This is a genomic window from Streptomyces poriticola, from assembly GCF_036689765.1.
Taxonomy (GTDB): Bacteria; Actinomycetota; Actinomycetes; order Streptomycetales; family Streptomycetaceae; genus Streptomyces; species Streptomyces poriticola.
This window is the reverse complement of sequence record NZ_JBAGKH010000003.1, coordinates 228,705-254,551: the sequence shown is the minus strand read 5'-3', so window position 1 is coordinate 254,551 and position 25,847 is coordinate 228,705. Positions and strand designations below refer to the sequence as shown.

Here is a 25,847-nt window from a genome sequence, read left to right as displayed (position 1 = left end):
CCCTTCCTTCCCTCACGAACCGCTGCCCGCGGGCTGGTAGTTGTATCCGAAGTCGCTGTTCTGGCCACCGAAGACGTTCTGGCTGTTGTCGCCCAGCAGGATGTTGGTCTGCGCGCGATCGTGCTCGGCGAGGTCCACGTCGTGATCGGCGAGGAACATGCGGATGTTCTGGAGCAGGCGACGCTCGATGATCTCGGTGTACTTCGTCGCGTCGCAGTGCTGGAAGAAGTGGTGGTGCGTCTCGCTCGTGGCCATTTCCCTGACGCTGGCCCGAGCACCGCAGTCGAGCCAGGGGTTGACGTAGCGGCCGAGCCGGAACTCGCTGCTGTCCTTGGCCTGATCCGTCAGCAACACCTCGACGGCCGCGTTCCTGGCCCGTCCGGCCTGCCAGGGCTTGACCCACCGGACCGCCCACGCCGGCAGGAACCGGCTGGGGATCAGACACAGCGGCAGCAGCAGCAGCAGGGCCGACCAGCGCAGCAGGGTGGTCAGCATGTCCCACGCCACGCGCACCGCCAGGCGCCAGCTGATGGTGCGGGGCAGCTGGTCCACGAGATGGAAGTCCTCCACCAGCGGCTTGAGCACATAGGTGTAGAACTCGGTGTGCAGCGTGTTGCCCTTGATGTCGAACCCGACGAAGATCGAGGTCACCAGCTCCTCGTTCCACGAGCCGACGCGCACGCACAGGTACTCGCGGGCCGCGTCGTAGTCCTCCCGCCAGTGGATGCCGGGCAGGTCGTCCTCGCCGGGCAGCCCGGACCAGCCGGCCCCGGTGGAACGGTCGTTGGTGCGGATCGCGGTGGTGTAGCGGCGCTGCTCGACGGTCAGCCCCTCGATCCGCTCGTCGACCCGGGCCTCGTCGCGCAGATCGGCGGCCATCCGGGCGGCGATCTCGCCGGAGATCTCGCGCACGGTGAACGGGACCATCTTCCTGCGCTCGATGGTGTCGAGGTCGGGCGGCGAGCCGTCCTCGCTCTTGCGCGCCATGATCCGCGTCTTCGGCGCGCCGAGCAGCAACTGCGCGTTCGACCACTCGCGCAGCGGCACACCCGCGCCGACGAAGGGCCGGTAGCCGCCGTAGAAGACCAGTCCGCCGCGGCTGGCCTGCTCATGGTCGATCTTGTGGGCGAGCCCGGCGGTCAGCTGGGGGTGCGACGGCCAGGCGCCGTCGAAGCCGCCGTCCGGGCCGCTCTCCCGCAGTCGGGTCATCAGGATGTGCAGGGTGACGATCCGCCGCAGATAGGCGGCCGCCCACAGCACCCAGCACAGCAGGACGTTGCCGAGGGACGAGCTGATCACTCCGTTTCCCGCCAGCAGCACGACGACTGCCGCCGCGCCGGCCGCGGCTCCCCACTGGATGCGGCGCAGCCGGCGCGCCGCGAGGGCGTGCGCGAGCACCGACACGGTGTCGTAGCCGAAGGAGGGCGGGACGACCCGGAATCGCTGGTCGAGCAGTTCCCGGATGACGGCGCGCCGGTATCCGGGATGGAGGTAGGTGCCCGCCGAGAGCAGCCGGGTGGCTCTGGTGCGCGCGTACTCCCGGTGCTCCGGCGGCTTCCGCGGCGCCGGGCCGGGCGGATGGGGGGAGAGTGCTTCTGTGGCCATGGTGGTTCAGCGCTCCGCTCGTGCGGGCGCACCCCTCCGGGCACGCCCGGTGGGTGTCAGTCGGTCTGCGTGGCCGTGCCACTGGTGATCACACCGTCGTGGACGGTGTACGTGACGTCGTACGAGTCCGTGGTGCCGTTGGTCTGAAGTGCCTCGACGGTCAGCCGCACCTCGGCACCCTGCACGGACACGATGCTGACGGTGTTCTGCTCGGTGGTGGCGTAGCCCTCGACGAAGTCGTCGTAGTCGGAGCCGAGGTTCTTGCCGCCGAGGTCCCAGGCGGTCTGGTAGTCGCCGGTGTCGACCGCCTCGAAGTAGGCGATGACGACCTCACCCGGCTCGTCGGCCGCGCTCGTGGCCGGCGCGCCGGTGGCGGTGTCCGCCGGGTAGGGGTAGCCGTCCTCCCCGTGGCCGCCGGTCGCCGTCGTCCCGGGGGTGCTGTGGACGTCCGGTGCACCGGGGTCTCCGTACGGCCATCCGGGCGTCGTCGTCGGGGCCTCGTAGGTCGGCTCGTCAGATGTCCCGACGCCGGCCGAGCCGAAGGAGTCCGAGCCGAAGAAGCCGGACCCGGATGATCCTGATGACCCGGACGATCCTGATGACCCGGACGCCCCGGACGCCCCGGACGACCAGGGCGACCCGGATGACCCGGATGAGGCGGAGCTGTCGTCCAGGCCGCCGAACAGGGCGATCATCATGGCGAGCAGCAGGGGAGTGGCGATGACCACGAGTGCCCAGGTGCGGGCGGGGCCGCTGGGCGGGATCAGCCCGGGGGCGCCGTAGGAGGGCGGCGTGCGATGGATGGACGGCGGGTCGGGAGGCCCGGCAGGCGGTGTCGGCCCTGGGTCGGTCATGGGGTTCTCCAGAGTTCACGCGGTGCGGCGCACCCGCCCGGCTGCCCCGCGGCGGCCCGTACGGTACGTGCGTACGCGGCGGACCAGGCGCGGGCCGACGGTGAACAGCGGTGCGCGAAAGAGCGGTTGACATCTCCGATGCGACCAGTGCCGCCGCTTCCGTGGCCAGAACCGATCTGCTTCCGATCCGCTTCCGGCCCGCTCCGGAGTCCTTTCGGGCCGTACGGCCCGTCACTCGCGCTCCAGGCGTGGAGGAACTCCCCTCCCGCCCCGGTGACGACACCAGATCCGGCCATCGCTCCCGCACTCGGCCACGGGTCGGTGTGCCCACGGTCGACCGGGGCCTCCAGGTGCCCCGAGACCCTCCCCTGAGCACCCGGCAGGGCTGCTACGAGTCGGCGCGGATCAACTCCGGGCGAGCAGCAGGACGCTGCCCACCGCCAGGAGCGTCCCGGGGACGTACGCCAGGAGCAGCAGATCGTCGAGGTGGGGCGCGCGCCGGCCGTGGGTCCGGCGGGTACAGCGCGTCGGCCTGTGACCGGCGGTACGCCCCGACCTGCCTGTGTGTCAAGTGTCACGACGGCCACGAATTCTTAACGAATCGCTGCCGTGGGTGTCCTGGCGGTGTCACAGTGATCCAAGAGGCTGGAGTTACTGACCAGTTGGATCAAATGTGCCTCGATGCGACTCGGCTCTCCGGTTGTTCCGCCTCCGGCCGGGCCTCGGGTCGGCACCTGCACGGCACACCCCCCACAACCGTCCATCTGCGATTCCGACCAGACCACCTACACCTCGCGCGTCCTTCGGGGCGCGCCGGAGGACCATCCCCATGGACCAGTTCACTTCGCACGTCCGCGCCTTCCGGGACCAGGCCGCAGCCCGTGCCGACGAGTTCGGCCGGCTCGCGGCGGGCCAGTCCCCCCACGCGCTGTTCATCACCTGCTCGGACTCCCGGGTGATCCCATCTCTGATCACCGGGGCCCGGCCCGGCGAGCTCTTCGAACTCCGCACCGCCGGCGGCATCGTCCCTCGGTGGGACAGCGGCCGACCGTCGGGCGAGGCGGCCACCGTCGAGTACGCCGTCGAGGTGCTGGGCGTCGCCGACGTCGTCGTCTGCGGCCACTCCCACTGCGGCGCGGTCGGTGCGATGGTGCGACGTGAGGACCTCTCGTCCGTGCCCGCGGTGCGCGACTGGCTGGAGAGCTCCGCCCCGCCGCCCCTCTTCCGCGACCCGGCCGCCCCCGACGTCGCGGAAGCCGTCCAGGACCATGTGCTGCGGCAGCTGGAGCGGCTGCGGGAGTACCCGTGCGTCCAGCGGCGCATCGCCGCCGGGGAGTTGCGGCTGCACGGCTGGTTCTACGTGGTCGACACCGGTGCGGTGCTCGTCCACCGTCCCCACGACGACGCCTTCCTTCCGCTGTGAACGCCGCGACCGGCACCGCGGCCGTCCCGCCCGCTCAGGAGCCGGGCCGCCGCGGCCGGCACCGGCGCACCGCACCGCCGGGGCCCGGGCGGGGCGCCGGGCCGGGCAAGGAAGCCCTGCGCGCCGATCTCACCGCATCCGTCGTCGTGTTCCTGGTCGCCCTGCCCCTGTGCGTGGGCGTGGCCGTCGCCTCCGGGGTGCCCGCCGAGCTCGGCCTGGTGACCGGCATCGTCGGCGGGCTGGTCACCGGGCTGCTGCCGGGCAGCAGTCTCCAGGTCAGCGGCCCGGCCGCCGGACTGACCGTACTGGTGCTGGAGGCCGTCACGGAGTACGGGCTCGGGCCGCTGGGCGTGTTCGTGCTGATCGCGGGTGGGCTGCAGCTGCTGATGGGCCTGCTGCGGCTGGGCCGCTGGTTCCGGGCCATCTCCATCGCGGTCGTCGAGGGCATGCTCGCCGGTATCGGCCTCGTCCTGATCGCGGGCCAGCTCTACGCCGTCGCCGACGCGGAGGCGCCGGGCTCGGGCCCGGCCAACCTCGCTGGGCTGCCCGGGCTGTTCACCGGTGTGGCCGGAGACCCGCGGGCGCTGACGGCCGCGGCTCTGGGCGTCGGCTCGATCGCGGTCATGGCCCTGTGGAAGCTGATGCCCGCACGGGTGCGCACCATTCCCGCGCCGCTGGCCGCGGTCGGCGGGGCCACCGCTCTCACCGCGCTGTTCGGCCTTCCCGTCGAACGGGTGGAGGTCAGCGGGCTGCTGGGGGTGATCCGCCCGCCGTCCGCCGACGACTTCGGCGCGCTCGCCTCGGCCGGGGCCGTCGGCACCGTCGTCGCGATCACCCTCATCGCCTCGGCGGAGAGCCTGTTCAGCGCGGCGGCCGTGGACCGGCTGCACAACGGCCCGGCCACCCACTACGACAAGGAGCTGATGGCCCAGGGCGCGGGCAACGCCGTCTGCGGCGCGCTGGGCGCCCTCCCGATGACCGCGGTGATCGTCCGCAGCGCCGCGAACGTCCAGGCGGGCGCCCGGACCAAGGCCTCCCGCGTGCTGCACGGCGGCTGGCTGCTGCTGTTCGCCGCGCTGGTGCCCGCGGCCCTCGGGCTGATCCCGCTGGCCTGCCTCGCGGGCGTCCTCGTCTACTCGGGGTGGAAGCTCATCCCGCTGGCCGAGGTGCGGCAGCTGTGGCGGCAGCGGCGCGGCGAGGCAGTGATCCTGCTGGTCACGGCCGTCGCCATCGTGGTCACCAACATGTTCGAAGGAGTGCTGGCCGGCCTGCTGCTGGCGGTCGCCAAGTCCGCCTGGGAGACCTCGCACGTCCAGGTCCACGTCCAGCCGGACGACGGCCCCGGCAACGGCCCCCTGCGCGTGGTCGTCTCCGGCAACGCCACCTTCCTGCGTCTCCCGCGCATCCTGAGCACCCTCGAGTCCCTGCCCCGGGACCGCCCCATCGAACTGGATCTGCTCGACCTGCGTCACCTGGACCACGCCTGCCACACGGCCCTGGTGAACTGGGCGGACCGGCACAACGACGAGAAGGGAGCGACCCGGGTCCTGCTGCCCACGGGCTGACTCACCCGCCCCGCCGGAGGCCTCACGTCTCCGGCGGGGCCGGAGTCCGGCCACGGCCACGGCTTGTCGCCGGGACAGGGCGATGCAGTCTGCTCGCCGAGCGGTCGGCCACACCGCCCGTCCCGCGGGACCGACGCGGGAAGCTGCTTCACAACAGCCGGCCCGCAAGGACCGGACAGGCGGGACCGTGCCGGTCGCCGTGCCGCCCCGCGAGCCGGCGGGCCGGCCCGGCCGCCGCGGGCTGTGCCTCGTCTTCGCCGACAAGGGTCAGATGCCGATTCCCCAACGGACTCCGGCTTCCCTCCGACCCGTGCTGTCCGGCCTTGCCTCGTTCCGGGAGCGGACAGGCCCGGCTCTCATCGCGGGCGGACGGCCGAGCCCGCGGTGTCCCTGCGAAAGTCGCCTCCGCCGAGTCAACGGCCCCCCCGCAGTGCCCGGGTGTGCTCTGCTGCGTCCCACGCGTACTCGCTGACGTGCATGAAGTCGAGCAGGGGGGCAGGGCCACCTGATCGGGGGCCGGTGTCCGCTCCCCGGCGGCTTGTCGGCTTCGTGTTCCGGCGGCTACAGCCGGCGGAGCACGGAGCTCAGTGTTTCGATCTCCTGCGCGGAGAGCTTGTCGGTGAAGTGGCGGCGTACCGCGGCGTCCAGGCCGGGGCGCACGGCGGAGACGGCCTGGCGTCCGGTGCCGGTGAGGGTGACGGTGACACCGCCGGCGCGTTCGCGGGTGACGAGTCCGCGCTTGCCCATGCGGGTGAGCTGGTGGGAGATGCGTGTGCGGTCCCAGCCGAGCGACGCGGCGAGCTCGCTCTGGCGTAGGGCGCCTCCCGCCTTGTTGAGGTTGACGAGGATCGTCAGGTCCGGCTCGGACAGGCCCGCTGCCTCGGCGGTGTCCGCGATCACGCGGGCTCGGACGATCTCGTGGGCGCGCTTGAAGGCGGACCAGAGGTCGACGGGCTCCGGTGCGGCGGCGTCGCTCATGGGCTCCTCCGGCTCGGCAGTTCCGCCAGCTGATGTTGACATATCAACGTGACTTTCCTAGTGTTGAAATGTCAACGCTAACAGGCGGCTGCGCCTTCTGCAGCCCCCGTTGGCCGCGCCCGTCGCCCTCGACCCGCAGAAGGATCCATGCAAACCCGACCCCTTGGAACCGGCGGCCCGCAGGTCGCCCCTCTCGCGCTGGGCTGCGCCGGCATGTCCGACCACACCGACCCCGCCGACGAGGCTGACGCCGTCGCCACCATCCACACGGCCCTCGCCGCAGGCGTCACCCTCCTCGACACCGCGGACTTCTACGGCATGGGCCACAACGAGGACCTCGTCCGCCGCGCCCTCCGGGCCGACGATCGCGAGAAGGTGCTCCTGAGCGTCAAGTTCGGCGCTCTGCGCGGCCCCGACGGAGCCTTCGTCGGCATCGAGGGCCGTCCCGCCCACGTCAAGAACGCGCTCGCCTACTCGCTGCGCCGCCTCGGCACCGACCACGTCGACGTCTACCGCCCCTCCCGCCTCGCCGCCGACACCCCGATCGAGGACACGATCGGCGCCATCTCCGAGCTGGTCCAGGCCGGATACGTGCGGCACATCGGGCTCTCCGAGGTGGGGCCGGAGACCATCCGCCGTGCCCACGCCGTGCACCCGATCTGCGATGTACAGATCGAGTACTCCCTGTTCAGCCGTGATCCCGAGACCAACGGCATCCTGGACACCTGCCGTGAGCTGGGGATCGGCGTCACCGCCTACGGGGTTCTCGCGCACGGCCTGCTCACCGGCACCTACCGGCACCCCGCCGGAGGTGACTCGCGCGCCCACTGGCTGCCCCGCTTCCACCCCGACAACCTCGCCACCAACCTCACCCTCGCCGACCGGCTGCGGCCGATCGCCGACGCGCGCGGCATCAGCATCGCGCAACTCGCCACCGCCTGGGTCATCGCCCAGAGCCGCCGGTGCGGCACCATCGTGGCCGTTCTGGGCACCCGTCGACCGCACCACGTCGAGGAGGCCCTGGTCGCGGCCGAAGTCACCCTGACCGACGCGGACCTCCGCACGATCGACGAGGCCATCCCGCCCGACGCGGTGGCTGGAACCCGGTACGCCGCGCCCCTCATGGCTCTGCTGGACAGCGAGAGCGGTCCGAAGCCCTCTGTAAGCACAGGGAACTGACCGCTGTAAGCACAGGGAACTGACCGCCGACGGCCGGGCAGACCTCGCGGCTTCCACCGGCATGGTCTCCGTCAGCACGCTCGGTGAACCGAGCCAGAAGTTCCGCGACACCTGCAGCATCACCGTGTCCTGCACGCCCATCCTCGGCACCACCCGCTGACCCCGCACCCACCGGGCGCGCGTCTCCTGCGCCGGCGCCTGCTCGGCAGGCGGCCCTGCCTCTCCTGACGAGGCCCTGTGGTGGTCACTCCCTCATCTGGTCCATGGCCACTGTGGGCGAAGTCGGTGCCAACTACACAAAGAACAGGCTGCGAATCATGAGCACATCCGAGTCACTGCTTGCCGAGCTGGCCCGGTCCGAAAGGGCGATCGGAGTAGGGATCATCGGACTCGGGGCGCACGGGAGCTGGGCCGAGCGCTCCCACCTGCCGGCCCTGCGCGCCGTCCCGGGCTACGAGCTGAGGGCCCTGAGCACGAGTTCGAAACAGTCAGCGGAGCGCTCCGGACAGAAGCACGGTGTGTCCCGTACCTTCGGGACGGCGGCCGAACTGGTTGCCTGCGACGAGGTGGACCTCGTCGTCGTGGCGGTGAAGGTGCCACATCACCGGGAACTGGTGCAGACGGCGCTGAGCGCCGGCAAGAGCGTGCTGTGCGAGTGGCCGCTGGGCAACGGGCTCGCGGAGGCCGAGGACATGGCGCAGCGAGCGCGCAGCCGCGCCGTGCCGACCGTCGTCGGACTCCAGGCGCGGTCGCACCCGGCCCTCGCCTACGCACGGGCTCTCGTGGCCGACGGCTACGTGGGGGAGGTGCTGTCCACGACGGTCGTCGGCTCCGGCGGCGCCTGGGGCGCCACCGTCGGCCCCGGCGATCACTACGTGCTCGACGCCGCCAACGGCGCGACACTGCTGACCATTCCCTTCAGCCACACCCTCGACGGACTCGCGTCCGTCCTGGGAGAGCCCGAGGAACTGCGGATCCAACTGGCGTCGCGGCGTACGTCGGCCGTGGACACCGAGAGCGGACAGCCCGTGCCCATGACCGCCGCGGACCAGGTGGTGTCCTCGGGACGGCTGCCGGGCGGCGCGGTAGCCACCTTCCACTACCGCGGAGGCATGTCCCGGGGCACCAACTTCCGCTGGGAGATCAACGGCACCGAGGGCGACCTCGTCCTCACCGCGCCGATCGGCCATCCCCAGCTCAGCCCGGTCACCCTCGGAGGCGGCCGCGGAACGTCCACCGGACCCGCTCCCCTGACGGTGCCGGAATCGTACGTTCGCGTCCCGCAACTGGACCCCCGAGCCGACGCGCCGGCCTACGCAGTTGCTCACGCCTACCGGCAGTTCCTGGACGACCTGCGCGAGGGCACGTCAGGAGTACCCGATTTCGCGCACGGCGCCGCCCGGCACCGCAGCATCGAGTCCGCCATTGCGACAGCCTGACCGGACGTGCGGGCCTTGGCCCACCCACCAGTGGACTGCCACACGAAGCCGAAGCATCGCGCAGGTGGCCGACTTGATCGAAGTCCGGCATCCGAGACCGCGAAGCACGACCCTTCGTCGAGCTGTACGAGGAGATCGGCCTCCCACCGGTCCGGCTCCACGACCGTCACGGTGCCACGACCCTCGCCCACGCGGCCGGGGCGGACCTGAAGGACAGCCAGGAGATGCTCGGCCACTCCTCGATCACCATCACGGCCGACACGTACACGAGGCAAAGAGCGAATCAGCAACTCGGGTATATAGCCCGGCACTTTAGGCAAGTCGGCAACGAGCCGAAGGGCTTACGTCATGCACCGTCGTACACCCATGTATGGCCGGTCTGTCGGTACTCCTCCACCGGGATCGGCTCGATCCCGGTTCGCATGCGGGCGGTGTAGAGCAGGCCGTCGAGGTGGTCGATCTCGTGGTGGATGAGGCGGGCGAGGCCGCGTTCGTCCACGGTGGTGACGGACTCGCCGGTCAGGGTCGTGGTCTCGACGGTGATCTTCAGGGGGCGGGGGACGAGGCCGCGGACGTCGAAGAAGCTCAGGCAGCCCTCGTACTGCTCGTCCAGCTCGTCGGAGCGGTCGGTGATCTACGGGTTGAGCAGGATGACGGCGGGTGCGTCGCCGGGCGGCTGGACGACGGCCGCGGTGCGGCCGGTGCCGATCTGTGGGGCGGCGATGCTCATGCCCTTGGCGAAGGGGTGGACCTGGCCGATCCGCTCCGTCGCGGCGAACAGCTCGTCGGCGATGCGCTCGGCTTCGTCGCGCTCGGTGGGCAGGGTGAAGTCGCGGGCCGGTTCGGTCAGGATGCCGGCGCCATGCTGGACGACTCCGAGATCGCGCATCCGCTGGCTGGGCCGCACGTCAATCACCTGAAGTCCCCTTGTTCCGTGTTGTGTTCGCGCCGCGCCCGGAACCTCCACTCAAGACGGTCCCGAGCGTGGAGGGCGGGCGTGGTCCAGGAGCCACCGAGCACCCACACAGCGACGCAGCGGGAGTAAGCAAGGAGCGGCAGCAGCACCCGAAGGTCTGCGGCCACTCCTCTCCGTTGCGCGCATAACCTTGTCACGCGGAATGAGCCATGACGCGGGCATCCACTATCAGGCCAACGGTCGACACCCGCCTGTCGACCAGGTGTCGGCGCTCTCTCCCAGCCGTCGCCGATCTTCACGGAGGGCCTCTGTGGCGCCAGCGAAGCCTCTGACCTGGCGCTTCTTTGTGCCGCCTGGCAGGGCAGCAGACCGGGAATGGGCGTGCTGCGGCCGGGAGGGAGTGTCTTGCTCTTTCAGACAGTCCGCTTCGGGACGCGGGTAACGGCGGAGGCCAGGTTCCCTGTACAGGGACGGTGACTGCGACCGGGTCAGTCGCCGTGATAGAGGCGAACTGGATCGATCAGCTGGATGGCGGGGTCGTTCTCTGCGAGGTGGCGCAGTTCGTCGGTGAAGCCGGTACCGCTGTAGCACTGCAGCCGGGTGACGTCGGTTGCGGTGCCGCGCGCGGTGAGGAGAGCGCGGATGTGCTGGAGACGTTCGAGGTGGCCTTTTCCCATGACGTCGTTCCATTTGGCTTCGCCGATGGCGAGCACTGTTTCGCGGCCGCTGTCGGTCTCGCCATGGACCGCGACGTCGACTTCGTGGCTGGTCTTCGCGGCAGGATCGTTGGCGGTCCCGCTGGCGACCCTTGTGACGTGCCCGCCGTGGGTTGCGGGGGACGCGTGCCAGCGGGCCCATTCGCGGCAGACCTGTTCGAAGCGCGGGCCGACAACCTTGCTGCGGAAGGTGGACTGGGCGCGGCGCCAGACGGCGGGGGCGCGTCCGGGGCGTTCCAGATCGCCCCAGGCGGGGCGCATGACCGCGTGGTAGAAGGCGATGAGAGGTTCGGCGATGCGGTAGGCGGAGCGGTTGCGGCGGAAGGCGTCGGCCTCGTGGGTGATCATGCCGACGTCCTGGAGGACGCTGAGTGGGTGGGCGAGGTCGGTGGACTTGCGGCCGAGGTAGTCCGCGATGCCGCCGCGTGCGGCGTTTCCGGCGGCGATGGCGGCCAGGACGGAGTGGTAGAGCGCGGTGTCGTGGACTTCGGGTTCCTCTGCGAGCAGATAGCGGGCCTCGCGGAAGAGGGGACGGGCGGGATTGAGGACGGCGCGGGTGACCCAGGCGTCGAAGTCGTGGGGCCCGGCGGGGGTGTCGCCCTGGGTGAACTCGCGGCGGTAGGCGGGGGTGCCGCCGACGATGGCGTGGGTGAGCAGTGCGGTGCGCGGGTCGGTGATCTCCCAGAATTCGGCGGCGAGGCGGAAGTCCAGGGTGGGGACGACGAGTTCCAGGCCGGCGCGGCCGCGCAGTGGGGCGTTGCCGGCGAGGAGTCCCCCCATGAAGGACAGGGCGGAGCCGCACAGCAGGAGCCGTACGGGGGTGTTGGTGTGCTGGGCGGCGGGGTCGAGGGCACGCTGGATGATCGAGGGGAGGGCGGGGGAGGCCTTGGCGAGGAAGGGGAACTCGTCGATGACCGCGATGGTGGGGCTGCCCCTGTCGGCGATGCGCATGAGCTCGGTGACGGCCTCGTCCCAGTGGGTGAAGCGGAACGGGGTGGGCTGGTCGCGGTGGCGGGCGAGGGCTTCGCCGAACTGGCGCAGGGCGTCGGTTTCGGTGGTCTCGGTGGCGGTGAACATGAAGCCGCCGCTTGCCCGCGTGACGGCGTCCAGGAGGAAAGTCTTGCCCTGGCGGCGGCGGCCGGAGACCACGCCGAGGGTGGCGCGCGGGCCGGGCAGGGCGGCGAAGCGGGTCAGCTCGGCCCACTCGAAGTCGCGGTCGAACATCTCGGCGGGTTTGTCCACGGCGCACCTCTGTATGGATAGGTGCGCTTATTATATCTGGACTTATTCAAGAGTTCCCCTTCTTGCGTGCGTGCCCCGACGGTGGCGAGGGTAGGGGCGAGGGCGGTGCCGAGGCACGGGGGTGGGGCCGAGTGGAGTGGCCCCCGAACTTCCGCCGATACCTGGACGCTGGATGCTTCGTCATCCAGGGGAAGTGATCCATGGCGGCAAAGCGGAAGAATCAGCCTTGAGGGTGGCCATGGCCTGCTCTGCCGCGGCGCGAACCTTGGTGTGAGAGGCGTCGGTCGCCTCTTGGCCTGCGGAAAGCTGGTCTCGGCGTTCGGCCGGGGTGGGGAACCTGATCCGTCGGCACCCTTGTAACCCGCACGACTCGCGGCCGGCGATGCGTGAATCGCCCCACCGCCGCTCACACGTGCCGTTCCCGCCAGGTTCCCATCCGGGACAAAAACGCCCCTCCGTGGCACTCACGGAGGGGCGATATGTCCTATTGCCTAGTACTTTCTTGTGCCCCCGGCAGGATTCGAACCTGCGACACCCGCTTTAGGAGAGCGGTGCTCTATCCCCTGAGCTACGAAGGCGGGGTCTTGCCTCAGGTGGAGCCGAGCACTCTGGGTGGGTGTCCGGTCGCGTTGCGGCAAGTTCGTGACCGCCGGGCGTGGCGGTCTCTGACAGCGTAGCGGATCACGCCGGGGCGGTGGGGCCGAGGCCGGGCCTCGGACCGGGGCGACCGGGGGGCCGGTGGTCCGGGGTGGGGGTCGTGGGCGGTGCTGTCGGTCTGGGGGCACGGGCGGTCGGGCCGGTGCGGCGGTCACCTGGTGGGGTGTGGGGGCGACGGGGTGCTGCCGCGGTGGGGTGTGGAGGCGGTGGGGTGTTGGGCCATCCGGCCCACGTGGTGGTGCTCAGGCGGTGTCGGTGAGGCATGTGTCGTGGTGGTGGCCTGCCTGGGCGCCGGTGCTCGTGGGAAGGGATGGCATGAACGCGTGGGCGGTGGCGTCGAAGCCGTGGCGCAGGGCCGTCGGGTTTGTCGTGGCCGGGTGCCTGGCGGTGATGCTGGGTGCGACGGGGTGCGCCTCGGAGGCCGAGTACGACCCGCCGGGCGCCAACGCCCGCATCGGCTCGGTCCTGATCCGCTACGCGCACATCGCCGAACCTCCCGACGGCCCGTGGCAGCAGGGTGACGACGTCCCCTTCTATCTGTGGTTGTACAACCAGGGCGACAGCGCCGACCGGCTGATCGGCGCGGAGACGACCGTCGCGCGGTCGGTGGACATCGTGAACGCCGACGACGCCGGCCGGGGCCCCGTCAACCTGCCGCCGGGGAGGGTCGTCGAACTGCAGGAGGGCGGCGCGCACCTGCTCCTGCGAGGACTGCTCCAGGAGATCGGCGGCGGGGACTACCTGTGGATCACTCTGCGCTTCGAGCGCGCCGGTGAGATCGCGCTGCAGGTGCACTCGCAGGTCCCCACCTACGTCGACGACGAAGCCACCGACGCCCCCGGACTGACGTCACCCTCGCCCGGTGAGTGACCGGGGGACGTCCGGCGCTTCGCGCGGTGGTGGAGCCGGCTGCCGTCCCCTCCCGATCCGGCGGGCGGGTGCGTTTGCGTCGCCGGGGCGAGCGTGCGCAGCACCCGGCCGGTCCGGTCGGGCATCCGGGACGACGAGGGAGCGCAGGTCGCCGCCCCGGGCCCGGCCCACTCCCCGTCGGCCTTCTCCTCGCTCCCGGGTCACGCCTGGAGCTGGGTGTCGGTGATATCCACGCACACCACCTGGTAGGGGCCGCTTCCTCGCCCCCTGGGTCACACGGCCGCTTCCTCACTCCCGGGTCACACGCACTTTGTGGTCGCCCTCGAGATCCGCCCCGGCCACGCTGATCCGCACACCCCTCTGCGGATCCGTGAAGGTCTCGCCCGGGGTGAACGTGGCGTCGGAGAGCTCCGCGTGGACGTTGGGGCTGCGGGTGCAGCCTCCGCTGTCGCCGCGGGAGTCGTACACCGTCACCGGTCCCATGCCGGTGTCCACGCCCGCGTCGACCTTGTAGATCAGCACCCCGGGCCGGCACACGGCCTCGTCGTTGCCGGCGCGGGTGCGCAGCTCGACGGCGTACCCGGAGCGGGCGTCCAGCGGGACGAAGACCAGTTTGGAGCCGCCCGGGTCGGCGAGCGGGGTCAGCCGGTACTCCGCCGTCCCCGGTTTCGACGCACAGTGCACCTGGTCCGCGTCCAGCCAGCCCAGCTTCCACTTGTGCCAGCCGAGCAGGTCGTTGTCGGCGCCCCAGTCCTCGCTCATGATGTCCCAGTGCCCGACCGCACCACCGCCCTCCTGGGTGTAGAGGTCGGGCAGCCCGAAGACATGGCTGTTCTCGTGGGGGAGTACGCGGTAGCCGGTCCGGTCGTAGGAGCCGGAGCCGTCGTCCTGACGGGAGTAGACGAAGGACGCGTTGGCCAGGGGGACGCCGTCGGCGACCGGCGCCTCGGTGTTGCCGGCGAAGGTCACGGACAGGACCGTGTCCAGCGCCGAGGGGCCGGCGTTGGGGGTGACCAGCACGTTCAGCAGGTCGTACGACCGGAAGTCCACCTTGGGGTCGGCTGTCGCCACGATGTCCTGGACGAGCTCCCGGTACCCGGGGTCGAAGGGCGCGCCGCGCTCTATGCCGTACTCGGCGAACGGCTTCGGCAGGCGGAGCCAGTCGCGGACCGGAGTGGCCGGGCGGTAGTCGAGGCGGCCGTAGGAGCTGGTGCGGAACCACTCTTCGGTCTGCGGGAAGAATTCCGCGAAGCGGTCGAGGGCGCGGCCCTCGCCGGGCGCGTCGGAGAAGTCGATCATCAGAGTGAGGGCGCGGACGGTGCCGGTGGCTTGGACATAGCCGTCCGACGTCGGGATGCCCTCCGACATCTGGACCTCGGGGCCTCCGGTGATCATGCAGGGGCCGTGCTCGGAGGAGCGGGACAGGGCGGACGGTCCTGCCCCGGCCGGCGCCGCGCCCGTCCCGAGGGGTCCGGTACCGGCCGATGTGCTGACCGCGAGGGTCAGGGCGGTGACGGACGCCAGGGTGACCACGCGGCGCGGGCGTATCCGACGGCTCTGCGGCTGCATGCAGACCTCCCGGGCGACGGCAGCCGCCCGACTCCGGCTGCACCCTTGCGCTCACCCTCCGCCGAGGTGTGCGGGGGCGCGCGCTGGAGGAGACCGATCGTGGGTTTCCCGGCGGTAGCCGAAGAGCGACCGACAGTGAGGTGATGCACGTCACTTGAGAAGGGGGCCGGGCGGGAAATAACCGGGGACCCTCTCCCCGTTTAACCCGGTGTCCGTGCGAAACGGGGACTCGCTCCCCGCATCGCAATCCGCATCGACTGTCCACGACAGTCCGCAGCACTCGCCCACGAGGAGTACGCCGTGCAGACCGCCACTCCCGCGCCGCGCAAGGCGGCCCGGCCGCGCGCCGATGCGCTGCGCAACCGGGAGCGGATCGTCGTCGCGGCCCGGGAGATGTTCGTCGAGCACGGCCCCGATGTGCCGCTCGACGAGATCGCCCGCCGCGCCGGTGTCGGCAACGCCACGGTGTACCGCAACTTCCCCGACCGGGACTCCCTCGTCCGCGAGGTCGTCTGCTCGGTCATGGACCGTACGGCGCGGGCCGCCGAGCTGGCTCTCGCCGAGAGCGGCGACGCGTTCGCGGCGCTGGAGCGCTTCGTGCACGCCGCCGCCGACGAGCGCATCAGCGCACTGTGTCCGATGGTCTCGAGCACGTTCGACCAGCACCACCCCGATCTGGAGGCGGCGCGCGAACGCGTCGAGCGGCTCGTCGCCGAGGTCATGGACCGCGCAAGGTCGGCCGGGCAGCTCCGGCCCGACGTGGGCGTGGGCGACCTGATGATCGCCGTGAGCCAGCTCAGCCGGCCGCCCGCGGGCACGGAGTGTCCGCAGGGCGATCGTTTCGTCCACCGCCATCTTCAGCTGTTCCTGGACGGGTTGCGGGCTCCGGCCCGCTCTCGCCTGCCGGGCACGGCCGTGACCATGGAGGATCTGCGCCCACCCCGCGACTGACCACCGGCCTTTCCGGTCCTTCCGATCCTTCCAGTCCTTCCGGTCCTTCCGATCCTTCCAGTCCTTCCGGTCCTTCCGGTTCTTCCGATCCTTTCCTCTTCCGGTCCGAATCCCTTCCGGCGGGCTACCGATGAGTTCCGCCCGCCCCGGTCGTCTGCAGACCAGCCGCATCACCGTTCTGCTCGTCACTTCTCCGTCTTCCGTCTTCCGTCTTCCGTCTTCCGTCACAACGTCCCGAAGTGGGTACCTCCATGTCCGAAACCGGCCTCAAGGCCCCCGGCGTCTCCGGAGTCTCCGGCGTCCCTGATCCCGGCCGCTGGAAGGCGCTGGTCTTCATCGCGCTCGCCCAGTTGATGGTGGTCCTGGACGCCACCATCGTGAACATCGCCCTGCCCTCCGCCCAGCAGGACCTCGGCATCTCCGACGGCAACCGGCAGTGGGTCGTCACGGCCTACGCCCTCGCCTTCGGCGGTCTGCTGCTCTTCGGCGGCCGGATAGCCGACCTGTGGGGCCGTAAGCGCGCCTTCGTCATCGGCCTGGCCGGCTTCGCCCTCGCCTCCGCGCTGGGCGGTGCCGCCACCAACGAGGCGATGATGTTCGGCGCCCGCGCCCTGCAGGGTGTCTTCGGCGCACTGCTCGCGCCGGCCGCGCTCTCGCTGCTCGCCGTGATGTTCACCGACGGCAAGGAGCGCGCCAAGGCGTTCGGCATCTACGGTGCCATCGCCGGTGGTGGCGGTGCCGTCGGTCTGATCCTCGGCGGGTTCCTCACCGAGTACCTGGACTGGCGCTGGACCTTCTTCGTCAACATTCCGTTCGCGATCGTCGCCGCGGCCGGTGCCTGGTTCGTCATCCGCGAGCCCGAGGGTGGCCGCAACCGCTCCCCGCTCGACATCCCCGGGGTGATCCTTTCCACCCTCGGCCTGGTGGCCCTGGTCTACGGCTTCACCCGCGCCGAGTCGGACGGCTGGAGCGACGGGATGACGGTGACCATGTTCGTCGCCTCCGCGGTGCTGCTGCTCGCCTTCGTGCTGGTCGAGTCGAGGGTCAAGGCCCCGCTGCTGCCGCTGCGGGTGGTCACCGAGCGCAACCGCGGCGGTGTCTATCTCTCCCTCGGTCTGGCGATCATCGCCATGTTCGGCCTCTTCCTCTTCCTGACCTACTACCTGCAGGTCGTGAAGGGCTACTCGCCGGTCAAGACGGGCTTCGCCTTCCTGCCGATGATCGCGGGCATGATCACGGGCTCCACCCAGATCGGTACCCGTCTGATGACCCGGGTCGCGCCGCGGCTGCTGATGGGCCCCGGCTTCCTGGTCGCCGCCCTCGGCATGCTGCTGCTGACCCAGATGGAGATCGACTCCTCCTACACCGCCCTGCTGCTGCCGGCGATGCTGCTGCTCGGCCTCGGTATGGGTACGGCGTTCATGCCGGCCATGTCCCTGGCCACGCTGGGCGTCGAGCCGCGCGACTCCGGGGTCGCCTCCGCGATGGTCAACACCTCGCAGCAGGTGGGCGGCGCGATCGGCACGGCCCTGCTGAACACCATCGCCGCCTCCGCCACCACGTCCTACGTCGCCGACCACATCGGTTCCGCCACCTCCGGGTCGCAGCAGCAGCTGGTCCAGCTGGAGGGCATGGTCAACGGCTACACCAGCGCCATCTGGGCCGCCGTCGCCATCCTGGTGGTGGCCGCGGTCGTCGCTCTGACGCTGGTCAACGCGGGACGCCCGGGCGGTGGCACGGTCGCCGGTTCCGACGAGGCCGCCGGCCGCGCAGACGGCGACGCCACCGAGACACAGGTGCCGGTCGTCGCCCACTGACACCGGCCACGCTGCCGGGACCCCGGCTCGTGGACGGTGTACGGGGCAGGGCCGGAAACCGTACGGGGAGGGAGGAGACGCTCTTCCCGTACGGCGTCTTCCCGTACGCCCTCTTCCCGGACGGGAACTTCCCGTACGGCCTCTTTCCGAGGGACCGGGACGCCCGGTCCCTCGGCGTGGCTCTTGCGCCCATCTCGGCGGGTACTTCGCCGGCTCAGCGCAGCCAGGGCAGGTCCGCACCCGCTTCGGCGGGCTGGAGTCCTTCGGCGACGATCCTCATGATCTCGCCGAGGGACTCCTGCTGTTCGGGGGTCAGCCGGTCGAAGAGTGCCTGGCGGACCGCCGCCACATGGCCCGGTGCGGTCTGCCGCAGTACCTCGAACCCCTCGTCGGTGAGCACCGCGAACTGGCCGCGCTTGTCGACGGGGCAGTCCTCGCGGCGCACCCAGCCGTTCCTCTCCAGCCGTGCCACGGCATGCGACAGCCGGGAGCGGGTGATCTTCGCGGACCGGGCCAGCTCCGTCATCCGCAGCCGCCGGCGCGGTGACTCGGCGAGCTTGACCAGCAGTCCGTAGTACACGTGCGGCATGCCGGCATCGCGCTGGAGCTGACGGTCGAGGTGGTCCTCCAGGAGGGTGGCCGCCTCGATGTACGAACGCCAGACGTGCTGTTCCTCGGCGGTGAGCCAGCGCGGCTCGTCGGCGGGGGCGGAGGTGGATGCCGTGGTCATGGATCCACTCTACGAGGCGGCTTCTTGAAGTTTAAACAAATGGGCCCTAGCCTTGGCCTCATGTCCGCCGACATCCGCGAGCGCATGCCTGCGCTGTATCTCAGTCACGGTGCCCCGCCGCTGGCCGACGATCCCGTGTGGCCCGGGGAACTGGCCGCCTGGGCCGCCGAACTGCCCCGGCCGAAGGCGATCCTCGTCGTCTCCGCCCACTGGGAGGAGGCCCCGCTCGCCCTCGGCGCCACCAGGACCGTCCCACTCGTGTACGACTTCTGGGGCTTCCCCGAGCACTACTACCGGGTGCGCTACGAGGCGCCGGGCGCACCGGAGCTCGCCGAGTCGGTGCGCAAGCTGCTCCGCGCCCCCGGCACCCCCGTGCAGGACGTGCCGGACCGCGGCCTCGACCACGGCGCCTACGTCCCGCTCCTCGAGATGTTCCCGGACGCCGACATCCCCGTCCTCCAGATCTCCATGCCGACCCTCGATCCGGAACGGCTGATGGAGATCGGCCGCCGGCTCGCCCCGCTGCGCGACGAGGGAGTACTGATCGTCGGCTCCGGCTTCTTCACCCACAACCTGGCCGCACTCCGGCAGGACGGCGTCCCGTCCTGGTCGGAGGAGTTCGACGACTGGGGGCGGCGCGCGCTGGACGCCGGTGACGTGGACGGTCTGCTCGACTTCGCACGCAGATCCCCGGCGGGCACGCTCGCCCACCCGCGCAGCGAGCATTTCGCCCCGCTGTTCGTGACCCTTGGCGCCGTGGACGCGGGCGGCGGGCTCCGGGAACAGCGGTCCGTGATCGACGGGTTCTGGATGGGGCTGGCGAAGCGGTCGGTACAGTTCGGCTGACCGCCGGGCCCGTATGCGTCCGGGCTCCCGTACTCGGACCCGGGTCCGTCGGATCCCGGGTCCGTGGGATTCCCGGGTCGGCCGGGATGTCCGGGTCCGTCCGGGTGTTCGGCTTACAGCGGCTTCTCGTACCAGGCCACGTCCCAGTACCGCCCGAACTTGCGGCCCACCTCGCGGTAGGTGCCGACGTGCCGGAAGCCGAAGCGCTCGTGCAGTCGGACCGAGGCCTCGTTCGGCTGGGCGACGCCGGCGTAGGCGCGGTGCAGGTCCTCCCCGGCCAGCGCCTCGAAGAGCGCCCGGTACAGCAGGGTGCCGACACCGCGGCCACCGGACCCCGGGGCGACGTAGACCGTGGTCTCCACGGAGGTGGCGTACGCGGGCCTCGCGCGATGAGGACTGGATGTGGCGTAGCCGAGAATTTCCTGTGAGTCCGGGCCCGTGGACGCGTCCGTGGCAACCATCAGGCGGTACGGGCCGTCTTCAGGGTGGGAGAGCAGCCAAGGGCGGCGCTCTTCCTCGGTGAAGGCCTCGGTGTCGAATGTGACGGGCGTCTCATTCACATAGTGGTTGTACAGGTCGGTGAGGGCCTGGAGATCTCCCTCGACCCCGGGCCTGACCTGGATCTCTGTCCGCTCCGACGGCATCGTGCCTCCCCGTGTGGCGGGACAGGGTACTGCATGATCAGAAAAAACGTGGGTTGGGTTGGGAATTCTGTCCTGATTCCAGTCGTTGTTTCCATCGGATGCAGGGCACCCGAGGAGAGTCCAGGACACCGGCGACAGCCGGTCCCGGGCAACCCGCCGACGGTGCCGCGTGTCCGGAGGACCACCCGCCGACCCACCACCGCAAGGGAGCACGCATGGCAACCCGTGCCGTCGCCCGTCGTCAGTCCGCCACCGGCGAGACGTCCGACGCGGCAACCAGCGTCCGCGCCAACGGCGGCGAGCTCGCCGACCGCGATCTGGTCGGCATGTACCTCGACGAGATCGCCCGGACGCCGCTGCTCGACGCCGCCAAGGAGGTCGAACTGTCCCAGATCATCGAGGCGGGCGTGTTCGCGCGGCAGGTCCTCGAGGGCTACGAGGACACCGGGGCGGACGCCTCCCGCGAGGAGCTCCGGGCGCTGATCGACGAGGGCGAGCGGGCCAAGGACGTCTTCATCCGCTCCAACCTCCGGCTGGTCGTCGCCGTGGCCCGCCGGTATCCGCGTAGCGGTCTCCCGCTGCTCGACCTGATCCAGGAGGGCAACGCCGGTCTGGTGCGCGCGGTGGAGAAGTTCGACTACCGCAAGGGCTTCAAGTTCTCCACGTACGCGACCTGGTGGATCCGCCAGGCGATCACCCGGTCCATCGCCGACCAGTCGCGGACCATCCGGCTGCCTGTCCACCTGGTGGAGGAGCTGGGCCGGATCCGCCGTGTGCAGCGCGAGTTCAACCGCGAGCAGGGCCGGGAGCCGGAGCCCACCGAGATCGCCGCCGAGCTCGGTTCGACGCCGGAGCGCGTCACCGATGTCCTCGACTGGGCCCGCGACCCGGTCTCGCTGAACATGTCGGTGGACGACGAGGGCGAGACCCAGTTCGGCGATCTGCTGGAGGACACCTCCGCGGTGTCGCCCGAGCAGTCCGTGCTGACGCTGCTGCGCAGCGAGGAGCTCGACACGCTGATCGGCCGCCTCGACCCGCGCACGGCCTCGATCATCAAGATGCGGTACGGCATCGAGGACGGCCGGGAGCGCACGCTGACCGAGGTGGGCAAGGAGCACGGGCTGACGCGTGAGCGTATCCGACAGATCGAGAAGCACGCGCTGCTGGAGCTGAAGAAGCTGGCCCGCGACACCGGCTTCGAGGCGGCTGCCTAGGCCGCCTGCGGCGCGGGGGAGTTGTGCAGCAGGTGGAGCGCGTAGGAGCCCGCGCGCAGGAGGCTCGAGGCCGGGAGGGGTGCACGGCCCCCGGTGCACGGCGGCGCACGAAGTGACGCATGGGGCGCGCGCCGGGTGGCGCAACCCCGCGCAAACATGGCTGTGGAACGTCGCTTAACCGACCGGACCACGGGAACAAACCTTCAGGGCCCACCCGACCGGGCCCGGGATCGTACCCCTGGCCCCCGGCCCCGGAACCCCGCCAGACGACCCCCTGGGTCGAAGACCACGTCCCGCCGCAATCCCCCCGGCGCCGGGACGTTCCCCGAGCCGGGCTCGGCGCCCCTCCCCCCGGGCGCCCGAGCCCGGCTCTTCTTGTGCGGGCGCGCCTGAAAGGCGGGTCACCCCGGACCTGAACCCCGGGGTGGCCCGCCGAATGGCAGATTCTGCCACATGGGCATAGTCTGCCAAAGTGAGCAGCACCACCCCCGGCCCCGCCCGCGCCACCCGCCGTGGTGCGCCCCCTTCCCTGACCGAGCGGCGCAAGGCCGAGACCCGTATGGAGATCGCCCGAGCCGCGGCCCGGCTCTTCGTACGCCAGGGGCTGCGCGCCACCCGCGCCGAGGACATCGCACAGTCCGCGGGGATCGCCCCGCGCACCTTCTACCGGTACTTCGCCACCAAGGAGGAGGCCATCGCCCCGCTCTACGCGGCGGGCGCCGAGCGCTGGACCACGGCGGTGCGCGACGCCCCCGCGGAGCTGAGCCTGCCGCAGGCCCTGGAGCACGCGGTACGGCACACGCTGACCCCCGGCGCCGGGGTGTCGGCTGCCTCCTGGGAATGGGTGCGCACACTGATCCGGCTGGCCCAGACCAGCGCACCGCTGCGGAAGGTGTGGGCGGAGGTGTGCCACGGCTCGGAGCAGGCCCTCGCCGAGGCACTGGCGGGGCGGGCCGCAGCCGCCGCGCGCGTTGCCGCCCGGCGTGACGACAACGTTGCCGACCGTGCGGACCGCCTCGCCGCTTCCCCCGCCCTCCGCTTCGCCGCAGCAACGGCCGGCGCGGCGGTCCGGGTGGCCGTGGAACGCTGGGCGGCCGACGACCAGCCCCCCGACGGCCCGAACGGCCCCATGGCCCTGGCCCTGGCCAACCTGAACGCCCTGCGCAGCTTCCCCTGGGACGCCCTCACCGCGCCCCACCCGACCAAGGCGGGATGACACCCGCCGACGCGCGGGCCCCGGGACGGTGGAAGGGCGCGCGCTGGTCCCGGTCCCGCCGTGGCCGGGGACGACGGACGACCGGGGACGACGGACGACCGGGGACTCGGACCAACCTCTGTCCCTGCCAGTCCCCCTGTCCCTGTCAGTCCCGTTGTCCCTGTCAGGTCCTCTGTCCTTGTCAGTCCCGTTGTCCTTGTCAGGTCCTCTGTCCCTGTCAGGCCCCCGGCAGTGTCAGGCCCCCGGTCTCGTCACGCCCCCCGGCCTCCTCAGGCGCAGTCCCGGCGCGCGGGGTGGCCGTCGTGCCGGCCGCGCGTCCCAGCCGGGCGCCCAGTTCGCGTACGGAGCGCACCAGGGCCTCCGGCTCGTGGACGACGAAGTCAAGGCCCAGCATGGCGAGGCGTACCGCGAACCAGTCCACCGCGTCCGACGACGTCGTCCGCAGGACGCACGCCGTCCCGTCCGCCGCCGGCTCCGGCGTGCCCAGCCAGTGCGGCAGGCGCTGCGCGACGGTCTGCGCGGGGGCGGCGAACGTGACCACCACCTCGTAGGACTCGCTGCGGCGCTGCATGGAGCGCCGCAGATACTCCGCCGCGCTCCCGGTCGGCAGCTCCCGCGGAGCGAACCGCGCACCTGTCGCGAACGGTTCGCTCACCCGGTCGACCCGGAAGGTGCGCCAGTCGGCGCGGTCGAGGTCGTACGCGACGAGGTACCAGCGCCGGCCCGTCGACACCAGCCGGTACGGCTCGGTCAGGCGCCGCGACTCGGTGCCGTCCTTGGCGCGGTAGGCGAACCGCAGCCGCTCGTGCCCGGCCACGGTCGATGCCATCACGGTGAGCGTCTCCGGCGCGATGCTCGGCCCGTCCCCGCTGGTCAGCGGCGTGGTCGCGGCCTGCAGGGTGCTGACCCGGTGACGCAGCCGGGACGGCAGCACCTGCTCCAGCTTGGCCAGCGCCCGCACCGACGCCTCGTCCACGCCCTCGACCGCGTGCCCGGCCCCGGCGCGCAGCCCGACCGCGATTGCCACCGCCTCCTCGTCGTCGAGCACGAGCGGCGGCATCGCCTTGCCCGCGACCAGCCGGTACCCGCCCTCGGCGCCCATCGTCGCCTGCACCGGATAGCCCAGTTCGCGCAGCCGGTCGATGTCCCGCCGGACGGTGCGGCGGGATACGCCGAGCCGTCCGGCGAGCTCGCCGCCGGGCCATTCCCGGGGCGTCTGGAGGAGGGAGAGGAGCGTCAGAAGCCGTGCCGGTGTGTCCGTCGTCATGAGTACGAGAATGCCGCAGCACTAGGACATGACCTGACCTATTGCCCACATACGTTCGAGTCATGTCCTTCACCGAAACCCCAGTCCCGCCCGCCACGGGCGACCGGCGCCGCTGGTTCGCGCTCGCGATCGTGATGACCGCGGCCTTCATGGACCTGGTCGACGTCACGATCGTCAACATCGCCATCCCCTCGATCCAGCGCGACGAGGGGGCCACATTCAGCCAGATCCAGTGGATCACCGCCGGTTACGCCCTCGCCTTCGCCGCCGGTCTGATCACCGGTGGGCGGCTCGGCGACATCCACGGCCGTAAGCGGGTCTTCCTGCTCGGCATCGGCGGCTTCACCGTCGCCTCCGCGCTGTGCGGGCTGGCGGTGAACCCGGAGATGCTGGTCGCCTCCCGGATACTCCAGGGCGCGATGGCCGCGCTGATGGTGCCGCAGGTGCTGTCGATCGTGCACGCCACCTTCCCGGCGCACGAGCGCGGCAAGGTGTTCGGCCTGTTCGGTGCCGTGGTCGGGCTCGGCGCGGTCTCCGGTCCGCTGCTCGGCGCGCTGCTGACCGAGTGGAACCTGTTCGGGCTGGAGTGGCGGCCCATCTTCCTCATCAACCTGCCGGTCGGGATCGCCGGCCTGATCCTCGGCAGCCGCTTCATCACCGAGTCCCGCGCCCCGCGGGCCCTCAAGCTGGACCTGGTGGGCGTCGCGCTGGTCACGCTCGGTCTGCTGATGCTGGTCTACCCGCTGACCCGCGGCCATGAGCTGGGCTGGCCGCTGTGGGGGTACGTGTCGATGGCCGGCTCGCTCGTCGTGCTGGCGGCGCTGGTGGCGTACGAGCGGCGCAAGAGCGCGCGCGACGGCTCCCCGCTGGTCGAGCTGTCCCTGTTCAAGGTGAAGAGCTTCGCCGCGGGGATCGCCGTACAGACCGTCTTCGGTGTCGCGCTCGGCGTCTTCTTCCTGGTCTGGACCCTGTACATGCAGGTGGGCCTGGGCTGGAGCCCGCTGCGGGCCGGGCTGACCGGGGTGCCCTTCTCCATCGCGGTGTCGGCGGCGGCCGGGCTGTCGGTGCAGAAGCTGGTGCCGCGCTTCGGCCGCAAGGTGCTTCAGGCGGGCGCGCTGGTGATGGCCGCGGGCGTGCTGCTGTACCTCTGGGAGGCCGGCAGGTACGGCCTCGGTATCGCCTCCTGGCAGATGGCGCTGCCGCTGGTCGTGATGGGTGTGGGCATGGGCCTGATCGTGGCGCCGCTCACCGACGCGATCCTGTCCGAGGTGCCGCGGGAGCACGCCGGGGCGGCCTCCGGGCTGATCAACACCGTGCAGCAGATGGGCAACGCGCTCGGGCTCGGTCTGGTCTCGGTGGTGTTCTTCGGGGTGATCGGTGACCACCTGACCGCGGACCGGATCGGTCCGGAGTACGTCGACGGCTTCCAGCACGCGCTCGGCTGGGTGGCCGGGGTGATGGCCGTCATCTTCCTGCTGGTCTTCGCCCTGCCGAAGCGTCCGGCGCAGCACGTGGAAGGCGGGGGCGGGCCCGAGTCCGGGGCGGTGGAGCAGCGGGAGCCCGCACTCGTCTCCTGAGCCGACGTGCCCGGGTGGCCGACCTGCCCAGTCACGCCCGTTCGCCTCCGGTCGAGCCTGATCGAGCCCGAATCTGTCTACTTCGCGGAGAAGTGCGCGTAGCTTCCCGCTGAGGCAACAGGTTCGGGCATTGATCGGAGGTAAACGGGCATGTATGCACCGGAGCGGCAGCAGGAGATCCTCCGGCTCGCTCGGGACTGCGGCCGGGTGGACGTGGCGTCGCTCGTCGAGGAGCTCCAGGTGACGGCCGACGTGGCCGCGCGCGAGGCGCAGCTGCCGACCGGCCGCGACGGCGGCATCGGCATCCCGCACTGCCGCAGCGCGCATGCCACCGAGCCGACGCCGGCCTTCGGGCGCAGCACGCAGGGCATCGACTTCGGCGCCCGCGGACGGTCGGCCGGCCACGGGTGGACCGTCCGCGGCGGCCGTGGCGTACGCAGGCCGGTGGGCGGCGACAGCGCAACCGCCGGTGGCCCCGGTGGCCAGGTTGCCGGTGACGGATCGCGCCGCGGTGCCCCGGGGCCGGGTGGGCGCGGGTCGGGTGGGTGCGGGTCGGCAGGGCGCCGCCCGGT

20 protein-coding genes, 1 tRNA gene and 2 pseudogenes are annotated in these 25,847 nt (G+C 71.3%); 13 read left to right on the top strand and 10 right to left on the bottom strand.

Features of this window, described 5'->3' with window-relative positions:
- Nucleotides 1-12 precede the first annotated feature (12 nt).
- The gene (locus V5O46_RS06235) at nucleotides 13-1,605 is read right to left on the bottom strand and encodes a hypothetical protein (RefSeq protein WP_332883418.1); all 1,593 of its coding nucleotides are present in this window, start codon (nucleotides 1,603-1,605) and stop codon (nucleotides 13-15) included.
- Nucleotides 1,606-1,661: 56 nt separating this feature from the next.
- Nucleotides 1,662-2,459 carry a hypothetical protein gene (locus tag V5O46_RS06230; protein WP_332883417.1) on the bottom strand — a complete coding sequence of 266 codons (798 nt, stop codon included), beginning with the start codon at nucleotides 2,457-2,459 and terminating at the stop codon, nucleotides 1,662-1,664.
- A gap of 829 nt (nucleotides 2,460-3,288) precedes the next feature.
- Here V5O46_RS06230 and V5O46_RS06225 point away from each other — a divergent pair.
- Nucleotides 3,289-3,882: a carbonic anhydrase gene (locus V5O46_RS06225; RefSeq protein WP_332883416.1), complete on the top strand. Its 594-nt coding sequence runs from the start codon at nucleotides 3,289-3,291 to the stop codon at nucleotides 3,880-3,882.
- Between the two features lie 116 nt (nucleotides 3,883-3,998).
- Nucleotides 3,999-5,447 (top strand): SulP family inorganic anion transporter, encoded by a 1,449-nt coding sequence (locus tag V5O46_RS06220; protein ID WP_332883686.1) that lies wholly within the window; start codon nucleotides 3,999-4,001, stop codon nucleotides 5,445-5,447.
- Nucleotides 5,448-6,008: 561 nt separating this feature from the next.
- Here V5O46_RS06220 and V5O46_RS06215 read toward each other — a convergent pair.
- Nucleotides 6,009-6,425 (bottom strand): MarR family winged helix-turn-helix transcriptional regulator, encoded by a 417-nt coding sequence (locus tag V5O46_RS06215; protein ID WP_332883415.1) that lies wholly within the window; start codon nucleotides 6,423-6,425, stop codon nucleotides 6,009-6,011.
- Nucleotides 6,426-6,572: 147 nt separating this feature from the next.
- Between V5O46_RS06215 and V5O46_RS06210 the strand changes: the two genes are divergently transcribed.
- Together V5O46_RS06210 and V5O46_RS06205 are read left to right on the top strand one after the other, a co-directional pair.
- On the top strand, nucleotides 6,573-7,604 hold the full coding sequence (locus V5O46_RS06210; RefSeq protein ID WP_332883414.1) for an aldo/keto reductase: 1,032 nt from the start codon (nucleotides 6,573-6,575) through the stop codon (nucleotides 7,602-7,604).
- Nucleotides 7,605-7,921: 317 nt separating this feature from the next.
- Nucleotides 7,922-9,043: a Gfo/Idh/MocA family protein gene (locus V5O46_RS06205; RefSeq protein WP_332883413.1), complete on the top strand. Its 1,122-nt coding sequence runs from the start codon at nucleotides 7,922-7,924 to the stop codon at nucleotides 9,041-9,043.
- Nucleotides 9,044-9,389: 346 nt separating this feature from the next.
- On the opposite strand, the pseudogene V5O46_RS06195 reads toward V5O46_RS06205, so the two are convergent.
- The 3 genes and pseudogenes from V5O46_RS06195 to V5O46_RS06180 form a co-directional block, all read right to left on the bottom strand.
- A pseudogene (locus V5O46_RS06195) lies at nucleotides 9,390-9,932 on the bottom strand (peptide deformylase).
- Between the two features lie 515 nt (nucleotides 9,933-10,447).
- Entirely contained in the window at nucleotides 10,448-11,899 is a 1,452-nt protein-coding gene (locus V5O46_RS06190; RefSeq protein ID WP_408648933.1) for an AAA family ATPase, read from the bottom strand.
- A 523-nt stretch (nucleotides 11,900-12,422) separates the two neighbouring features.
- Nucleotides 12,423-12,495: transfer RNA gene (locus V5O46_RS06180), tRNA-Arg, on the bottom strand.
- A 394-nt stretch (nucleotides 12,496-12,889) separates the two neighbouring features.
- Between V5O46_RS06180 and V5O46_RS06175 the strand changes: the two genes are divergently transcribed.
- On the top strand, nucleotides 12,890-13,444 hold the full coding sequence (locus tag V5O46_RS06175) for a copper chaperone PCu(A)C (RefSeq protein ID WP_332883411.1): 555 nt from the start codon (nucleotides 12,890-12,892) through the stop codon (nucleotides 13,442-13,444).
- A 93-nt stretch (nucleotides 13,445-13,537) separates the two neighbouring features.
- The gene (locus V5O46_RS06170) at nucleotides 13,538-13,693 is read left to right on the top strand and encodes a hypothetical protein (protein ID WP_332883410.1); all 156 of its coding nucleotides are present in this window, start codon (nucleotides 13,538-13,540) and stop codon (nucleotides 13,691-13,693) included.
- A gap of 39 nt (nucleotides 13,694-13,732) precedes the next feature.
- Here the strand turns inward: V5O46_RS06170 and V5O46_RS06165 are convergent, their stop codons facing one another.
- The gene (locus V5O46_RS06165; RefSeq protein ID WP_332883409.1) at nucleotides 13,733-15,013 is read right to left on the bottom strand and encodes a M6 family metalloprotease domain-containing protein; all 1,281 of its coding nucleotides are present in this window, start codon (nucleotides 15,011-15,013) and stop codon (nucleotides 13,733-13,735) included.
- Nucleotides 15,014-15,313: 300 nt separating this feature from the next.
- On the opposite strand from V5O46_RS06165, the gene V5O46_RS06160 reads away from it, so the two are divergent.
- Both V5O46_RS06160 and V5O46_RS06155 read left to right on the top strand, forming a co-directional pair.
- Nucleotides 15,314-15,964: a TetR/AcrR family transcriptional regulator gene (locus tag V5O46_RS06160; RefSeq protein WP_332883408.1), complete on the top strand. Its 651-nt coding sequence runs from the start codon at nucleotides 15,314-15,316 to the stop codon at nucleotides 15,962-15,964.
- 251 nt (nucleotides 15,965-16,215) lie between these two features.
- Entirely contained in the window at nucleotides 16,216-17,781 is a 1,566-nt protein-coding gene (locus tag V5O46_RS06155) for an MFS transporter (protein ID WP_332883407.1), read from the top strand.
- A gap of 214 nt (nucleotides 17,782-17,995) precedes the next feature.
- On the opposite strand, the gene V5O46_RS06150 is transcribed toward V5O46_RS06155, so the two are convergent.
- On the bottom strand, nucleotides 17,996-18,511 hold the full coding sequence (locus tag V5O46_RS06150) for a MarR family winged helix-turn-helix transcriptional regulator (RefSeq protein ID WP_332883406.1): 516 nt from the start codon (nucleotides 18,509-18,511) through the stop codon (nucleotides 17,996-17,998).
- Nucleotides 18,512-18,571: 60 nt separating this feature from the next.
- Between V5O46_RS06150 and V5O46_RS06145 the strand changes: the two genes are divergently transcribed.
- The gene (locus tag V5O46_RS06145) at nucleotides 18,572-19,357 is read left to right on the top strand and encodes a dioxygenase family protein (protein ID WP_332883405.1); all 786 of its coding nucleotides are present in this window, start codon (nucleotides 18,572-18,574) and stop codon (nucleotides 19,355-19,357) included.
- Between the two features lie 113 nt (nucleotides 19,358-19,470).
- On the opposite strand, the gene V5O46_RS06140 is transcribed toward V5O46_RS06145, so the two are convergent.
- Nucleotides 19,471-20,001: a GNAT family N-acetyltransferase gene (locus V5O46_RS06140; RefSeq protein WP_332883404.1), complete on the bottom strand. Its 531-nt coding sequence runs from the start codon at nucleotides 19,999-20,001 to the stop codon at nucleotides 19,471-19,473.
- A gap of 215 nt (nucleotides 20,002-20,216) precedes the next feature.
- On the opposite strand from V5O46_RS06140, the gene V5O46_RS06135 reads away from it, so the two are divergent.
- Both V5O46_RS06135 and V5O46_RS06130 read left to right on the top strand, forming a co-directional pair.
- A complete protein-coding gene (locus V5O46_RS06135) occupies nucleotides 20,217-21,215 on the top strand; it encodes a sigma-70 family RNA polymerase sigma factor (RefSeq protein WP_332883403.1) in 999 nt (332 codons plus the stop codon).
- A gap of 559 nt (nucleotides 21,216-21,774) precedes the next feature.
- Nucleotides 21,775-22,431 carry a TetR/AcrR family transcriptional regulator gene (locus tag V5O46_RS06130; RefSeq protein ID WP_408648932.1) on the top strand — a complete coding sequence of 219 codons (657 nt, stop codon included), beginning with the start codon at nucleotides 21,775-21,777 and terminating at the stop codon, nucleotides 22,429-22,431.
- 217 nt (nucleotides 22,432-22,648) lie between these two features.
- Here V5O46_RS06130 and V5O46_RS06125 read toward each other — a convergent pair whose 3' ends face one another.
- The gene (locus V5O46_RS06125; protein WP_332883401.1) at nucleotides 22,649-23,698 is read right to left on the bottom strand and encodes a helix-turn-helix transcriptional regulator; all 1,050 of its coding nucleotides are present in this window, start codon (nucleotides 23,696-23,698) and stop codon (nucleotides 22,649-22,651) included.
- A 62-nt stretch (nucleotides 23,699-23,760) separates the two neighbouring features.
- Between V5O46_RS06125 and V5O46_RS06120 the strand changes: the two genes are divergently transcribed.
- Entirely contained in the window at nucleotides 23,761-25,275 is a 1,515-nt protein-coding gene (locus V5O46_RS06120; RefSeq protein ID WP_332883400.1) for an MFS transporter, read from the top strand.
- A gap of 150 nt (nucleotides 25,276-25,425) precedes the next feature.
- Nucleotides 25,426-25,659 (top strand): annotated as a pseudogene (locus tag V5O46_RS06115) (PTS sugar transporter subunit IIA); the annotation flags it as partial.
- Nucleotides 25,660-25,847: the final 188 nt, after the last annotated feature.

What these genes read in the sequence shown, in the direction of transcription:
- V5O46_RS06135 (WP_332883403.1), top strand. Translation starts at nt 20,217, where the DNA reads ATGGCAACCCGTGCCGTCGCCCGTCGTCAGTCCGCCACCGGCGAGACG.
- V5O46_RS06165 (WP_332883409.1), bottom strand. Translation starts at nt 15,013, where the DNA reads ATGCAGCCGCAGAGCCGTCGGATACGCCCGCGCCGCGTGGTCACCCTG.
- V5O46_RS06120 (WP_332883400.1), top strand. Translation starts at nt 23,761, where the DNA reads ATGTCCTTCACCGAAACCCCAGTCCCGCCCGCCACGGGCGACCGGCGC.
- V5O46_RS06235 (WP_332883418.1), bottom strand. Translation starts at nt 1,605, where the DNA reads ATGGCCACAGAAGCACTCTCCCCCCATCCGCCCGGCCCGGCGCCGCGG.
- V5O46_RS06215 (WP_332883415.1), bottom strand. Translation starts at nt 6,425, where the DNA reads ATGAGCGACGCCGCCGCACCGGAGCCCGTCGACCTCTGGTCCGCCTTC.
- V5O46_RS06190 (WP_408648933.1), bottom strand. Translation starts at nt 11,899, where the DNA reads ATGTTCGACCGCGACTTCGAGTGGGCCGAGCTGACCCGCTTCGCCGCC.
- V5O46_RS06175 (WP_332883411.1), top strand. Translation starts at nt 12,890, where the DNA reads ATGAACGCGTGGGCGGTGGCGTCGAAGCCGTGGCGCAGGGCCGTCGGG.
- V5O46_RS06150 (WP_332883406.1), bottom strand. Translation starts at nt 18,511, where the DNA reads ATGACCACGGCATCCACCTCCGCCCCCGCCGACGAGCCGCGCTGGCTC.
- V5O46_RS06230 (WP_332883417.1), bottom strand. Translation starts at nt 2,459, where the DNA reads ATGACCGACCCAGGGCCGACACCGCCTGCCGGGCCTCCCGACCCGCCG.
- V5O46_RS06205 (WP_332883413.1), top strand. Translation starts at nt 7,922, where the DNA reads ATGAGCACATCCGAGTCACTGCTTGCCGAGCTGGCCCGGTCCGAAAGG.
- V5O46_RS06125 (WP_332883401.1), bottom strand. Translation starts at nt 23,698, where the DNA reads ATGACGACGGACACACCGGCACGGCTTCTGACGCTCCTCTCCCTCCTC.
- V5O46_RS06130 (WP_408648932.1), top strand. Translation starts at nt 21,775, where the DNA reads ATGGAGATCGCCCGAGCCGCGGCCCGGCTCTTCGTACGCCAGGGGCTG.
- V5O46_RS06145 (WP_332883405.1), top strand. Translation starts at nt 18,572, where the DNA reads ATGTCCGCCGACATCCGCGAGCGCATGCCTGCGCTGTATCTCAGTCAC.
- V5O46_RS06210 (WP_332883414.1), top strand. Translation starts at nt 6,573, where the DNA reads ATGCAAACCCGACCCCTTGGAACCGGCGGCCCGCAGGTCGCCCCTCTC.
- V5O46_RS06155 (WP_332883407.1), top strand. Translation starts at nt 16,216, where the DNA reads ATGTCCGAAACCGGCCTCAAGGCCCCCGGCGTCTCCGGAGTCTCCGGC.
- V5O46_RS06225 (WP_332883416.1), top strand. Translation starts at nt 3,289, where the DNA reads ATGGACCAGTTCACTTCGCACGTCCGCGCCTTCCGGGACCAGGCCGCA.
- V5O46_RS06140 (WP_332883404.1), bottom strand. Translation starts at nt 20,001, where the DNA reads ATGCCGTCGGAGCGGACAGAGATCCAGGTCAGGCCCGGGGTCGAGGGA.